The 13,419-nt window shown below is 69.2% G+C and carries 14 protein-coding genes; 6 read left to right on the forward strand and 8 right to left on the reverse strand.

The annotated features are described in order from the left end of the window. Nucleotides 1-4: 4 nt before the first annotated feature. The 4 genes from ACMW4R_RS00135 to ACMW4R_RS00150 form a co-directional block, all read right to left on the reverse strand. The gene (locus ACMW4R_RS00135; protein ID WP_418298776.1) at nucleotides 5-1,024 is read right to left on the reverse strand and encodes an ABC transporter permease subunit; all 1,020 of its coding nucleotides are present in this window, start codon (nucleotides 1,022-1,024) and stop codon (nucleotides 5-7) included. Then, nucleotides 1,024-2,067, reverse strand: coding sequence for an ABC transporter permease (locus ACMW4R_RS00140; protein ID WP_058595352.1), 1,044 nt, complete (start codon nucleotides 2,065-2,067; stop codon nucleotides 1,024-1,026). The genes ACMW4R_RS00135 and ACMW4R_RS00140 overlap by 1 nt, the downstream gene beginning before the upstream one ends. After that, nucleotides 2,064-3,665 carry a sugar ABC transporter ATP-binding protein gene (locus ACMW4R_RS00145; RefSeq protein ID WP_418298777.1) on the reverse strand — a complete coding sequence of 534 codons (1,602 nt, stop codon included), beginning with the start codon at nucleotides 3,663-3,665 and terminating at the stop codon, nucleotides 2,064-2,066. Before ACMW4R_RS00145 ends, ACMW4R_RS00140 begins: the two co-directional genes overlap by 4 nt. A gap of 74 nt (nucleotides 3,666-3,739) precedes the next feature. Further along, nucleotides 3,740-4,723, reverse strand: a complete 984-nt coding sequence (locus ACMW4R_RS00150) for an ABC transporter substrate-binding protein (protein WP_058626713.1) — start codon at nucleotides 4,721-4,723, stop codon at nucleotides 3,740-3,742. 251 nt (nucleotides 4,724-4,974) lie between these two features. Between ACMW4R_RS00150 and ACMW4R_RS00155 the strand changes: the two genes are divergently transcribed. Next, the gene (locus tag ACMW4R_RS00155; RefSeq protein WP_058595349.1) at nucleotides 4,975-5,535 is read left to right on the forward strand and encodes a flavin reductase family protein; all 561 of its coding nucleotides are present in this window, start codon (nucleotides 4,975-4,977) and stop codon (nucleotides 5,533-5,535) included. A gap of 151 nt (nucleotides 5,536-5,686) precedes the next feature. Here the strand turns inward: ACMW4R_RS00155 and ACMW4R_RS00160 are convergent, their stop codons facing one another. Both ACMW4R_RS00160 and ACMW4R_RS00165 read right to left on the reverse strand, forming a co-directional pair. Next, nucleotides 5,687-6,670, reverse strand: a complete 984-nt coding sequence (locus ACMW4R_RS00160; protein ID WP_418298778.1) for a PDR/VanB family oxidoreductase — start codon at nucleotides 6,668-6,670, stop codon at nucleotides 5,687-5,689. 1 nt (nucleotide 6,671) lies between these two features. Further along, entirely contained in the window at nucleotides 6,672-7,781 is a 1,110-nt protein-coding gene (locus ACMW4R_RS00165) for a Rieske 2Fe-2S domain-containing protein (protein ID WP_418298779.1), read from the reverse strand. 92 nt (nucleotides 7,782-7,873) lie between these two features. On the opposite strand from ACMW4R_RS00165, the gene ACMW4R_RS00170 reads away from it, so the two are divergent. Beyond that, on the forward strand, nucleotides 7,874-8,473 hold the full coding sequence (locus ACMW4R_RS00170) for a PadR family transcriptional regulator (protein ID WP_363336925.1): 600 nt from the start codon (nucleotides 7,874-7,876) through the stop codon (nucleotides 8,471-8,473). A 111-nt stretch (nucleotides 8,474-8,584) separates the two neighbouring features. Here the strand turns inward: ACMW4R_RS00170 and ACMW4R_RS00175 are convergent, their stop codons facing one another. Further along, complete coding sequence (locus tag ACMW4R_RS00175) at nucleotides 8,585-9,058, reverse strand: MarR family winged helix-turn-helix transcriptional regulator (protein WP_058595345.1); 474 nt, start codon at nucleotides 9,056-9,058, stop codon at nucleotides 8,585-8,587. An 80-nt stretch (nucleotides 9,059-9,138) separates the two neighbouring features. Between ACMW4R_RS00175 and ACMW4R_RS00180 the strand changes: the two genes are divergently transcribed. The 4 genes from ACMW4R_RS00180 to ACMW4R_RS00195 all read left to right on the forward strand — a co-directional run bounded on the left by ACMW4R_RS00180 (nucleotide 9,139) and on the right by ACMW4R_RS00195 (nucleotide 13,035). Further along, nucleotides 9,139-10,068, forward strand: a complete 930-nt coding sequence (locus tag ACMW4R_RS00180; protein WP_418298780.1) for an SDR family oxidoreductase — start codon at nucleotides 9,139-9,141, stop codon at nucleotides 10,066-10,068. Between the two features lie 5 nt (nucleotides 10,069-10,073). Continuing rightward, entirely contained in the window at nucleotides 10,074-10,976 is a 903-nt protein-coding gene (locus ACMW4R_RS00185; RefSeq protein ID WP_058613781.1) for an amidohydrolase family protein, read from the forward strand. Next, nucleotides 10,973-11,425, forward strand: coding sequence for a MaoC family dehydratase (locus ACMW4R_RS00190; protein WP_058595342.1), 453 nt, complete (start codon nucleotides 10,973-10,975; stop codon nucleotides 11,423-11,425). The genes ACMW4R_RS00185 and ACMW4R_RS00190 overlap by 4 nt, the downstream gene beginning before the upstream one ends. A 71-nt stretch (nucleotides 11,426-11,496) precedes the next feature. Then, nucleotides 11,497-13,035 (forward strand): acyl-CoA synthetase, encoded by a 1,539-nt coding sequence (locus ACMW4R_RS00195; protein WP_418298781.1) that lies wholly within the window; start codon nucleotides 11,497-11,499, stop codon nucleotides 13,033-13,035. A gap of 19 nt (nucleotides 13,036-13,054) precedes the next feature. Here the strand turns inward: ACMW4R_RS00195 and ACMW4R_RS00200 are convergent, their stop codons facing one another. Continuing rightward, entirely contained in the window at nucleotides 13,055-13,378 is a 324-nt protein-coding gene (locus tag ACMW4R_RS00200) for a hypothetical protein (RefSeq protein ID WP_058626706.1), read from the reverse strand. Nucleotides 13,379-13,419 lie beyond the last annotated feature (41 nt).

The raw sequence follows: 13,419 nt of genomic DNA on the forward strand, positions 1-13,419 counted from the left end.
AGCATCACCGGCTGAGCGCGGAGCGCGACACGATGATGCGCTGCACCACCACGAACAGCAGCAGCAGGGCGCCGACGGTGATGCGCGTCCACGACTGCTCGGCCCCCGAGAACGAGATGATCGTGCGGATCAGACCGTAGACGAACACGCCGATCATCGAGCCGAGGACGAAACCGCTGCCGCCGGTCAGGAGCGTGCCGCCGATGACGACCGCAGCGATCGTGTCGAGCTCGGTCCCCACGCCGTTCAGGGGGTATCCCGCACCGGAGTACGCCGTCAGCACGATGCCCGCGAGGCCCGCGCACACCCCGCTGATGACGTAGACCGACAGCTTCGTCCGCACGACCGGGAGACCCATGAGTCGTGCCGACTGCTCGTTGCCGCCGACCGCGTAGACCGTGCGGCCGAAGCGCGTGTACCGGAGCACGAAGGCTGCGATCGCGACGGTCAGGAGGGCGATGATGCCCGTGGGGGTGATGTACCAGCCCGCGAACGAGAATCGCGTGGACTGCAGCCACAGGATGCCGTCGTTCTCGACCTTGATCGACTCCAGGCTCACCACGAATGCGAGGCCGCGGGCGAGGAACATGCCGATCAACGAGGCGATGAACGGTTGCACGTCGAAGAACTGCACGAGCACACCGATCAGCAGCCCGATCGCGGCACCGATGAGCACCATCGCGGGGACGGCCACGGCCACGGGGACCCCGTCACCGAGCAGCTTGGCGCACAGGATGCCGGTGAACGCCATGACCGCGCCGACCGACAGGTCGATCCCCCCGGTGAGGATGACGAAGGTCATTCCCACGGCCAGAACGAGGAGGTACGCGTTGTCGAGCAGGATCGACGACATGATGCGCGGCAGCTGGAAGTTCGGGAAGTAGGCCATCGAGCCCGCGATCATGATGATCAGGATGGCCACGGCGGCGAACACCGGGACCCACGAGATATGGCGGCTGAGGAAGCGCCGGTACGCGCTCGCCGACGACGCGGCGCCGCGCTCCGGGGCGGTGAGAGTGGTCATCAGGACAGCACCTTTGCGTCAGGACGGCGGGTGAGCGGGCGGGCGGCGGAACGGCCGGCCGCGTGGAAGAACGAGCGGAACCGCGGCGATTGCAGCAGCACCACGACGAGCACGGCCGCGGCCATGAACACGGGGCTGACCGCGGGCGGGACGCCCAGGAAGGTGATCGTGCTCTTGAGCGTCTGGATCGTGAACACGCCGACGACGGTGCCGGCGATGCTGAACTTTCCGCCCGCGAGCGAGGTGCCGCCGAGGACCACCGCGAGGATGGCATCCAGTTCGATGTAGAGCCCCGCGGCGTTCGCGTCGGCCGCCATGATGTTCGAGCTGTAGAGGATGCCGGCGATACCCGCGAGAGTGCCGCTTGCGATGTACGCGCCCCAGATGATGCCGCGCGAGCGGACGCCGGCGAGACGGCTCGCCTCGGGGTTGATGCCGACCGCTTCGGTGAGCATGCCGAGAGCGGTACGACGCTCAAGCACCCCGACCACGATCACGGCGACGATCGAGACGTAGAACGCGAAGGGCAGGCCCAGCACGTATCCCTGCGCCATGAACTGGTACGGATCGCTGTTGATCGTGGTGATGAAGCCCTTGGTGATGAGCAGGGCGACCCCGCGGCCGGCGAGCATCAGCACGAGGGTGGCGATGATCGGTTGGATGCCGAGCACCGAGACGAGGAAGCCGTTCCAGACCCCGAGCAGCAGGGCCGTGCCGACCGCGGCGACGATCGCGATCATCACGACGCCGAGGTTCCCCGGTTCGGGGGACGCCTCGATGATCGTGAGCGCGACGGCGCCGGAGACCGCCATGATCGCACCGACCGAGAGGTCGATACCGCGCGTGGCGATGACCAGCGTCATGCCGAGCGCGACGAGCATGAGCGGTGCGCTGTTGCGCAGGATGTCGATCAACGACCCGTACAACTGGCCGTTCTGCACCGTGATACTGAGGAACGAGGGCCGCGAGATGGTGTTGACGGCGATCAGCGCGATGAGCGCCGCGATCGGCCAGACCAGGCGGTGCGTGAGGAACTTCTTCATGCGATCTTCTCCCGATCGGACGGCGATGTCTCGGGGGCGGTTGCGGGCGTGGTCGGCTCCGCCTGACCTTCGGCGATGTACGCCACGAGGCCGTCGAGATCGACGTCCTTGGTGGCCAGTTCGCCGATCTTACGACGGTCGCGGAGCACGGCCAGGCGCTGGGCGAGGCGCAGGACCTCTTCGAGCTCGGAGGAGATGAAGATGACCGACAGGCCCTTCTCGGCGAGCTCAGCGACCTTGCGCTGGATGTCGGCCTTGGCGCCGACGTCGATGCCGCGCGTCGGCTCGTCGAGAATGAGCAGCTCCGGTGCGGTGGCGAGCCAGCGGGCGAGCAGCACCTTCTGCTGGTTGCCACCGGAGAGGTTGCGGATCAGGGCGTTCGGGTTGGCCGGGCGGACCCCGAGAGCGGTGATGTACTCGTCGACGATCGCCTGTTTCTCGGCGGCGCCGACACGACGGAGTGCGCCGCGACGGGCCTGCACACCGAGGATGATGTTCTCGGCCACCGTGAGGTCGCCGACGATGCCCTCGGCGCGACGGTCCTCCGACGAGAAGGCGATGCCGCGGTCGAGCGCGTGGCGGGGCGATCCGGTGCGCGCTGATGTGCCCGCCACCTCGATCGATCCGCCGTCGGTGCGGTCGGCCCCGGCGATGAGTCGCGCGAGCTCGGTACGGCCGGAGCCGAGGAGTCCCGCGAGCCCGACGACCTCGCCCCCAAAGACTTCGAGGTCGACGGGCTCGAGGGCGTTCTTGCGGCCGAGGCCGACGGCGCGCAGCACGGGGGTGCCGGAGCGGTCGATGGGGCGCTCGGCGCTGGCGGAGATGGCATCCAACTCGCCGAGCTCGCGGCCGATCATCTTGGCGACGAGTTGTTCACGGCCGAGTTCTTCGACCGGGTACTCCCCCACCAGCGTGCCGTTGCGGAGCACGGTCAGGCGGTCGGAGATCTCGTAGATCTGGTCGAGGAAGTGGGAGACGAACAGGATCGCGACGCCGCGGTCGCGCAGGTCGCGCACGACGCCGAAGAGCTGCTCGACCTCGCCGCGGTCGAGGCTCGAGGTCGGCTCGTCGAGAACGAGCACTTTGGTGTCGACGACCATGGCACGGCTGATGGCGACGAGCTGCTGGATCGCGATCGAGTGGCTCGCGAGGATGGACCGGGTGTCGATGCGCACACCGAGCTCGGAGAGATGACGCTCGGCGGCCGCGTGGGTCGCCTTCCAATCGATCATGCCCGCGCGGCGAACCTCTTGACCGAGCATGACGTTCTCGCCGACGGTGAGGTTCTGGCAGAGGTTGACCTCTTGATAGACGGTGGCGATGCCCGCCGCCTGCGCGTCGGCGGTGGCGCGGAAGAGCCGCTGCTCGCCATCGACGCGAATGGTGCCGGCGTCGATGCCGTAGACACCGGTGAGGGCCTTGATGAGCGTGGACTTGCCGGCGCCGTTCTCGCCCATGAGGGAGTGGACTTCGCCGGGGTAGAGGGTGAAGTCGACCCCGTCGAGGGCCTTCACTCCGGGGAAGGAGATGCTGATTCCTCGCATCTCGACCACGGCGGCCCGCGGGCCGGGGGCCGCGGCAGCACGTTCGGATGTCATGCTCGATCGCTTTCTGGGGTACCGGGAGGGTGTGCGGGGCCGGTCACGGCCCCGCACACCCCGGGAGGGAGGGATCAGTACTTGCGGTCGGGCAGAGCGGCCTTGGCCTGCTCCTGGTCGAACGCCTGGTCCTCGACGATGTAGCTCTTGTCGACGGACTCGCCGGCCACGACCTTCTTGACGACCTCGGCCACCTTGTCACCGAGCAGCGGGTTGCACTCGACGATGTAGTTGAACTCGCCGTCGGCCAGAGCGGTCATCCCGTCCTTGACGGCGTCGATCGTCACGATCTTGATGTCGGTACCGGGCTTGAGACCGGCGGCCTTGATCGCGTCGAGGGCACCGAGGCCCATGTCGTCGTTGTGCGCGAACAGCACGTTGATCGTGGAGCCGTACTTCTGCAGGAAGCCCTCCATCACCGTCTTGCCCTCGGCGCGGGTGAAGTTGCCCGTCTGCGAGTCGAGGACCTTGATGTCGGTGCCCTTGATGGCTTCGTCGAAGCCGGCGGCACGGTCGGTCGCGGCCGACGAACCCGTGGTGCCCTCGAGCACGACGAGGTTGGTGGGCGTCTTGCCGAAGTTGTCGGCGACCCACTTGCCCGCGGTCTCGCCCTCCTTCTTGAAGTCGAGGCCGACCCAGCTCGCGTACAGGTCCTCGGGAGCCGAGACCGTGCGGTCTTCGAGGATGACGGGGATGTTGGCATCCTTCGCCTCCTTCAGCACGTCGTCCCAGCCGTCGGTGACGATCGGCGCGAGCACGATCGCGTCGACGCCCTGGTTGATGAAGCTGCGGACCGCGGCGATCTGCGCCTCGGGCTTGTTGTCGGCCGCGTTGAAGATGAGGTTGAAGCCGTTCGCCTCGCTGAACGCCTCCTTCATCGACTCGGTGTTGGCGCTGCGCCACCCGCTCTCGGAGCCGGTCTGCGCGAAGCCGACGGTGATGACCTTGTCGTCGCCGCCCCCGCCGCCGGCGGTGTTGCCCCCACCGGCGCAGCCGGCCGTGGTCAGAGCGATCGCGCCCACCAGAGCGAACCCGGCAAGAATCTTCTTCGCCTTCATGTTGAAACCTCCTCGTTTCGCCGGCACCGCTGCCGGTTCATGTGATGCAGCCCCCTCGGGTGGGCTGACTCGTGAATGTTAGCGCTCACACAATCAGCTGTGTCAAGAAATATCCGCGGCTCAATCATCACGAATTGATAAATGTGAAGCTTCACACGCCATGACTCAGGACCGCGGTGGACCGCGCGAAGCGTGTCGCCGTGTTGCACGCGACGACGCCGAGGCACGCGGAAGCGCCTACCGTTTGAGGTATGACTTCCCTTCCGCATGCAGCCCCCGAGAGCACCCCGGCCATCGGCACCTCGGTCTCGGCGGACGACTTCAAGCGCGCGTTCCGCGGGCACCCGGGCGGCATCGCCGTCATCACCGCCTACGGCGAGAACGGGCCCGTCGCGCTGACCGCGTCGTCGGTGTCGTCGGTGAGCGCCGACCCGCCGCTGCTGATCTTCTCGGTGTCGGCGCTGTCGTCGGCGACCCCGACGATCGTCGCGGCCGACACGATCGTCGTGCACCTGCTCGACGCCGAAGACATCGGTCTCGCACGCACCGCATCGACCAGTGGCCTCGATCGCTTCGCCGACACGTCGACGTGGTCGCGTCTTCCCACCGGCGAGCCCGTCTACCACGGCGTGCGCGCCTGGCTGCGGTGCAAGATCGTCAGCCGAATGGATGCCGGCGGCTCGACCGTGATCGCCGCACAGGCCCTGCAGGTCGACGTCGAGCGCGACCTCGAGCCCGGCGAGCCGGGCGCCGCGCTGGTCTACCACAACCGCACCTGGCACCGCCTCGGCGAGCACTCGCGGCTCGACTGACCCCGGCTCCGCGCTCCGCCGCGGCACGCGCCGCCGCGGCACGCGCCCGCGAGACTGCATACAGCTGACATCTCCACTGCACGCTGCAATGGAGATGTCAGCAGCGTGCAGTCTCAGCCCCCGGCCGCGAGCGCGCGCCGACCCGGCCTGGTCAGCTCGTGACGATCTCCACCACCGCGTCGCGACCCACGGGGGCCACCACGCGCGAGACGCAGCAGCACATCTTCGAGCGCGCGTCCTTCTGACGCTCGCTGTAGAACACGTCGCGGTGGTCGATGTCGCCCGAAAGACCCAGCACCCGCACCTCGCACAGGCCACACTCGCCCTTGCGGCAGTCCCACATCATGTCGGCCCCGGCGGCCTCGAGAGCCTCGAGCATCGACTGGTTCGGGCGCACCCGCGCCTCGATGCCCGTCGCCGGGATGCGCACGGTGAACTCCTGCGCGTCGAACCATCCGCTGTTGCCGAACGTCTCCATGCGGAGGTCCGCGATGGGGCGGTTCTGCCTCATCCACTCCCGGCGGATGGCATCCATCAGTCGGATGGGACCACAGACGTAGACCTCGGTGCCGGGGTCGATGCCGGCGACCAGGTCGGGGATCGACAGAGAGGTCGCTTCGTCCCGCACGTGCAGGCTCAGACGATCGCCGTGCGTGTCGCGCAGTTCGTCGACGTACGCCATGAGCGGGCGGCTGCGACCGGCGTAGAGCAGACGGTAGTCGGCTCCGCGAGAGCGAAGGCTCGCCGCCATGCCCACCATCGCGGTGACGCCGACCCCTCCGGCGATGAGCACGTAGCGGTCCGCTCCGGGCCGCAGCGGGAAGTCGTTCAGTGGTTGCGTGAGTTCCAGTCGGTCGCCCGGCGCGAGGGCGTTCATGACGGCAGCGCCGCCGCGGCTCACCGGCGAGGTGTAGACGCTGAGCGCGATGCGGCGGCCGCCGTCGGCGGCATCCACGATCGAGTACGACCGCCGGTCCCGCTCGCCCGCGATCGTCAGGCGCACGTCGATGTGCGCACCGGGGGCGACCGGCGCCGGATCGTCCACGTCGATCTCGATGCGGCGGATCTCGGGCGTCAACGGCCTGGATGCCACGACCGTGCCGCCCTGCCAGACCTCCGTGCGTGAGACCGCCACGTCAGCGCACCAGCTGAGCGCCGCGGCGCGGGGCGGGCGCGTGGTCGCGGCCCTCGGCGAGCAGCATCCGCTCAAGGATGCGGCGCACCCACATGCCGCCCGCGTCGATGTTCAGGCTGTAGAACTCGTAGTCGGGGTTGGCGTCGATCGCGGCCTGCTGAGCGGCGAGCATCGCCTCGTCCTCACCGAAGACGCCGTGCACGCCGTCGCGCAGCTGGGTGGTGATGAGCTGGCTGTCGAGACGGTAGTTGCGCTGGAACGACCAGAAGTAGTGGCTCGAGCGCGCGGTCTCGGGGGTGATCGTGTTCATCACGTAGCCGTTGACGCCCTGCGAGCGGTCGCCCTCGGGCGCCCCGGTGCCCGCCTTGGCGACACCGACGTCGATGCAGATCGTCGACGGTGCTTCGAAGTGGATGATCTGCCAGCGGTCGACGCGGCCCGAGAAGCCGGGGAACTTGTCGCGCATGTTCTTCAGCCAGAACGGCGGCGCCTCGATGTCGTGCATCCACCGCTCGACGGTGACGGTGGTGTCGGTGTGGCTCGTGACGAACTCGCTCTCGCTGAGCTCCTTCTGGCCGATGCTGCTGGAGTGCACGAATTCCTCGTGCGTGAGGTCCATCAGATTGTCGAGGATGAGCTGGTAGTTGCACGGAGCGTGGATCGTCAGGCCGTCGCCGGTCCACGCGGCATCCGTCATCTGGTGCATGTCGGGGATGAGCGCGGGATCGGCGAGAGCGGGGTCGCCCACCCACACCCACACGTAGCGGTACCGGTCGACGACGGGGAACGAGGGGACGAGGGCACTCGGGTTGATCGTCTCCTGCGCGGGCATGCTCGTGCAGCGTCCGCGGGCGTCGTAGGTGATGCCGTGGTAGGGACAGCGGATGTCTTCCGGGCCGACCAGCGCCCCCTGCGACAGCGGCGCGAGGCGGTGCCAGCAGGCGTCGGCGAGCGCGACCGCGCGGCCGTCCTCGGTGCGGTAGAGAGCGAGGGGACGACCCGCGACGGTCCGGGCGAGGATCTTCTTGCGCCCGACCTCGTGGTCCCACGCGGCGACGTACCAGGCGTTGCGCGGGTGGTCGAGCAGTTTCGCGGTCACTGCCTCCTGCATGGTGCACTCCCTTGTCCACTCACTATCAAGATAGTTATAGCGGAGAAGATACGGTGGAAGCTCGGCATCCGCAAGCGCGAAGGAGGCGGCCGGTGAGCCTGCGATACGCCCTCCTGGCCCTGCTGACCGCCCAGCCCATGACCGGATACGACCTCGCGAAGGCCTTCCACGTGTCGGTCGGGCACGTCTGGCACGCCCCCGACTCGCAGATCTATCCCGAGCTCAAGCGCATGGTCCGCGACGGCTTGCTGGTCGATGAGTCGGTGCCGTGGGGCGAGAAGTCGACGAAGACGCGGTACTCCGTCACCGACGAGGGCGTCGCCGCGTTCCGCGCGTGGATGCGCGAGCCGATCGACTACCCGAACGAACGCGATCCGGCGCACCTGCGTGCGGCCTACTTCGAGTGGACCGAGCCCGAGGTCGCGCGGCGCCATCTGCAGGAGCACATCGCGCAGTACGAGCTGCGTCGCGCCCAGTGGCAGGCGCAGCTGGACGCTATCCGCCGACGCACGCACCCGATCGTGGAGCGTCGCCTCGCGAGCGACACCGAGCACGACCACGACGCGATCGTGGCTTTCAAGGTGTTCACGTACGAGGGTTTCCTCGACCGCGCGGAGGGCGAGATCGCCTGGGCGCGGCATGGGCTGGAGCTGCTGGAGCGGCTGCACCCGGGGCGCGAACCCGGGGCCTGAGCCCGGGGCGCGGATCCGGAGCCCGAGCCGCGGGCGTGAACCCGGGCCTGAACCCGGGGGGCGCGCCTAGGGGCGAGAGTCCCGGGCACGTGAGCCGGGAGCGGGCGCCCCTCAGCCCTCGGCCGGGAACGCCGCCGCTCGCAGCAGCCGCGCCAGCTCCGCCCGATCGGCGCGTGAGAGCGCCGCGTGCGCGCGCCGCTCCCCCGCCTCGACGTCGACGAGCGCACGACGGTAGAGCGCCCGCCCTTCGAGGGTCGCGGCCACGACGTTCGCGCGGCGATCGCGCGGGTCGGGCTCCCGCGTGACGAGCCCGCGCCGCGCGAGATCGTCGATAAGGGCCACCACCTGGCTCGGGTCGAGTCGCAGGAAGGCCGCGAGCTCGCGCTGCGAGGGCCGCCCGCCGGTGACGGCGAGGGCGAGCACCGAGTACGACCGCACCTTCAGCCCGTGCGCCGCGAGCGCCTCGTTGCCCGCCGCCTGCGACATCGCCGCGGCACGCGCGAGCAGGAAGCCGAGGTCGTCCGCGAGGGGAGCGTGCTCCAGCCGCGACGCCTCGCCGGCACCGTCGTCGGCCGCGGGAGTCATGAAAACAGTGTAGCGAGATTCAATCATTGACATTTTCAACGAATGGATGCCACGATGGCGACGACACGAAGGAGTTCACCATGTCGCTCACCGGCAAAGTCGCCATCGTCACGGGTTCGGGCCGCGGCCTCGGCCTCGCCTACGCCCAGGAGCTCGCCCGACAGGGGGCCGCGGTCGTCATCAACGACGTGGATGCCGCCACCGCCGACGCCGCGGTGAAGACCATCGTCGACGCGGGCGGACGCGCCGTCGCCGTCGCCGCCCCGGTCGGCCCGACCGAGACCGCCGATGCCCTCGTCGCGGCCGCGGTGGAGAACTTCGGACGCCTCGACATCCTCGTGACCAACGCCGGCGTCCTGCGCGACACGGTCCTCTGGAAGATGAGCGACGACGACTTCGACACCGTGATCGGCGTGCACCTGCGGGGAACGTTCACCACGGTCCGTGCCGCGGCCACCTACATGCGCCAGAACGAGATCCCCGGGCGGATCATCTGCATCGGCTCGCCCACGGGCCAGCGCGGCAACTTCGGCCAGACCAACTACGCCGCCGCCAAGGCCGGCATCGTCGGAATGGTGCGCACCTGGGCGCTCGAGCTCAAGAAGGCCGGCATCACCGCGAATGCCGTGATCCCCGTCGCCGCCACCGCGATGACTGCGACGGTCCCCTACTTCGCCGCCGCCGTCGAGGCCGACGCTGCCGGCGAGCCCATGCCCGTGTTCTTCCGGCACGACCTCGGCTTCGGCACCTCCGACGACGTCGCCGGTCTCGTCGCCTATCTCGCCTCCGACGCCGCCGCCGGCGTGACGGGCCAGGCCATCGGCATCGGCGGCGACCGTCTCCAGCTGTGGTCGCACCCCGAGCCCGTCGCGACGGCGTACCGCGAGGGCGGATGGACGTTCGAGGCGCTGCACGAGGGCTTCGCCGACGCCGTCGGCGAGCTGCAGAGCGTCGGGGAGCGCTTCCCCGCTCTGCCCGCCGACCTGCAGCGCCCCGCTCCGACCGCCTGACCGCGATGACTCGCTACGAATCCGCGATCGACGTCGCGGCGCTGACGGCCATCGACGTGCACGTGCATGTCGAGATCGACGGGCACGGCCATGCCTCGCTGCCCGACGATCTGGCGGCAGCTGCGAGTCGCTACTTCGCCGTGGACGCCGCACGACCCGACCTCGACAGCATCGCGGAGTACTACCGCGAGCGGTCGATGGCCGCGGTCGTCTTCACGGTGGATGCCGAGAGCCACCTCGATCACCCCCCTCTCTCCAGCGCGGACATCGCCGCGGGGGCCGCGCGCCACAACGACGCCCTGATCCCCTTCGGCTCCGTCGACCCGAACCGCGTCGACGCGGTCGACCGAGCGCGCCGACTCATCGAGGACTCCGGGGTCCGCGGGTTCAAGTTCCACCCCACCGTGCAGAACTTCGACCCGAGCGACGAGCGCCACTACCCGCTCTACGAGCTGCTGCAGGCGGCGGGCGTGGTCGCGCTCTTCCACACGGGCCAGACCGGGATCGGGGCGGGGATGAAGGGCGGGCGGGGCCTGCGCCTCGGCCTGTCGAACCCGATGCTGCTCGACGCGGTCGCGGCCGACTTCGGCGACCTGCAGATCATCATGGCCCACCCCTCGGTGCCCTGGCAGGACGAGGCGATCTCGGTCGCCACGCACAAGCACAACACGTGGATCGACCTGTCGGGCTGGAGCCCGAAGTACTTCCCCGAGCAGCTCGTGCGAGCCGCCAACTCCTTCCTGAAGAGCCGCATCCTGTTCGGCTCGGACTTCCCCCTGCTCACCCCCGACCGCTGGATGCGCGACGTCGAGCAGACCGCCCTGAAAGCCGAGGTGATGCCGGGGATCCTCAAGGACAACGCCGCGCGCCTCCTCGGTCTCTCGACCCCCTCCAAGGAGAACGCATGACCACCACCATCGCCTACGACGACATCGCGGGCCTCGCCGGCACCGACCTCGGCTGGTCGGACTGGCTCGAGATCACGCAGGACCGCGTCGACCTCTTCGCCGACGCGACCGATGACCACCAGTGGATCCACACCGATCCCGAGCGCGCGAAGGACGGCCCCTTCGGCGGCGCGATCGCCCACGGTTTCCTCAGCCTGTCGCTCGCCGTGAAGTTCTGGACCGAGCTGCTGGACGTCACGGGCGTCACCACCAAGGTGAACTACGGCCTCGACAAGGTCCGATTCATCTCGCCGGTGAAGGTCGGCGCCCGCGTGCGCATGAACGCCGTCGTCGCCGAAATCACCGAGATCGCCGGCGGCTACCAGCTCGCCGTCGACCAGACGATCGAGATCGAGGGCGGCAGCAAGCCCGCCGTCGTCGCGCGCGGCCTCTACCGCTTCTACGCGTGAGCCGCCCGGGGCCCGCCACGCGCGGGCCCCGACCCCCTTCGCGAAATCCGCACTCGAAGAAGAGACCGCGCATGAGAACCCAAGGACTCGGAGCCTGGCTCCCCCGCCGCCGGCTGCGATCACCCGAGAAGACCGCCGTGGTGTTCGGCGAGAACCAGCGACTGACCTACCGGCAGCTCGCGGACCGCGCCGAGGCGGTGTCCGCCGTCCTGGTCGAGGAGGGCGTCGGCACGGGCGACACCGTCGCCTACCTCGGCGAGAACAGCCCCGATTTCCTCGTCACACTGTTCGGCGCGGTGCGCATGGGCGCCGTCTTCGTCCCGGTCAACACCCGCCTCGCGGGGCCCGAGATCGCCCACGTCCTCACCGACAGCCGCGCCCGCGTGCTCATCCACGACGCCGTGTTCGACGACCGTCTCGACGCGATCGAGAGCGGTCTCGCGAGTCCGCCACGACGCATCCGCACCGGAGCGTCCGGCCGCAACGGCGAAGCGGGCTTCGATCGGAGAATGGATGCCGCCGGCCCCGCCCCCGCTCTCGTGATCGCCGAACCGGACGCCCCCGCCGCCGTCGTCTACACCTCGGGCACGACGGGTCGGCCCAAGGGCGCGGTGCTCACGCACGAGAACCTGACCGCGGTGGCCGTGTACACGATCATCGACTACGACGTCGTCTCGGACGATGTGGCGCTCATGATCTCGCCGCTCTTCCATGTCGCCTCTCTCGGCATGGGCGCACTCCCCGTCGTCCTCAAGGGCGGGACCCTCGTCCTCGAGAAGGGGTTCGAGGCCGGCCGCGCGCTCGACCTCGTCGAGCAGCACCGCGTGACCATGATCTCCGGGGTCCCCACGACCTTCCAGCTCATGGCCGACCACCCCTCCTGGGCGAGCACCGACATCTCGAGCCTGCACACCCTCACCTGCGGCGGATCCGCCGTCCCCGACCGCATCCTGCGGGCGTGGGAAGAGCGCGGACTGTCGTTCTCGCAGGGGTACGGCATGACCGAGACCTCGCCCGGGGCGACCTCGCTCGCTCCGCACATGACGCGGGCGAAGCAGGGCAGTGTCGGTCTCCCGCACTTCTTCACCGAGGTGCGCGTCGTCGACGACGAGGGGCGCCCCGTCCCCGCCGGCACCGTAGGAGAGATCCACGTCACGGGACCGAACGTCTTCGCCGGCTACCTCGGTCTCGACGAGGCGACGCGCGCGGCGAAGACGGACGACGGGTGGTTCCGCTCCGGCGACCTCGGGTACCTCGACGCCGACGGCTACCTCTACATCTGCGGACGATCGAAAGACATGATCATCTCCGGCGGCGAGAACATCTACCCGGCCGAGGTCGAAGCCCTCATCGCCGACATACCCGGAGTCACGGGCGTCGCCGTCATCGGCATCCCGGACGACCGGTGGGGAGAGGTTCCGTTGGCGGTATTGACCGTGAGCCAGGGGACGACGGTCGACACGGCCGCCGTGCGCGCACACCTCGACGGGCAGGTGGCGCGGTACAAGCTGCCCAAGGATGTCGTCGTCGTCGAGGCGCTTCCCCGCACGGCCTCCGGGAAGATCGTCAAGGCCGAGCTGCGCGAGCGCTTCGGAGCTTCGCCGATCTGAACCCTCCGCACCGATCAGCTCACAGGGACCAGAGCCCGAGCACGAAAGTGATCACACCGAGGACGAGGCTGACCCGCCGGACGCCGCGATGCTGCCCTTCGTTTCCAACGAGCAGGGATGCCGAGAACAGCAGCGCCGCCAGAGACAACAGCACGACGCCGGTCGAGACACTCGCAGCCTCCGCGAGGGCACCGAGAGCGTCAGCGGGCGGGAAGCGCAGAAGAAGGACAGCGAGCGCCACGGCGACGACGAGCCAGGCCACGACCAGGGCGGCACGTCGAGCGGCGGGGCTCTGGGGCGTCACGCTCAGTCGGTCGGAGGCGGGGGCCAGTCGGTCGGTCATACGGCCCCACGCTATGTCGCGCGCCACGGCCGTTCAAGGCC

This window comes from Microbacterium sp. S1037, from assembly GCF_048381605.1.
In the GTDB taxonomy this organism is placed as follows: Bacteria; Actinomycetota; Actinomycetes; order Actinomycetales; family Microbacteriaceae; genus Microbacterium; species Microbacterium testaceum_B.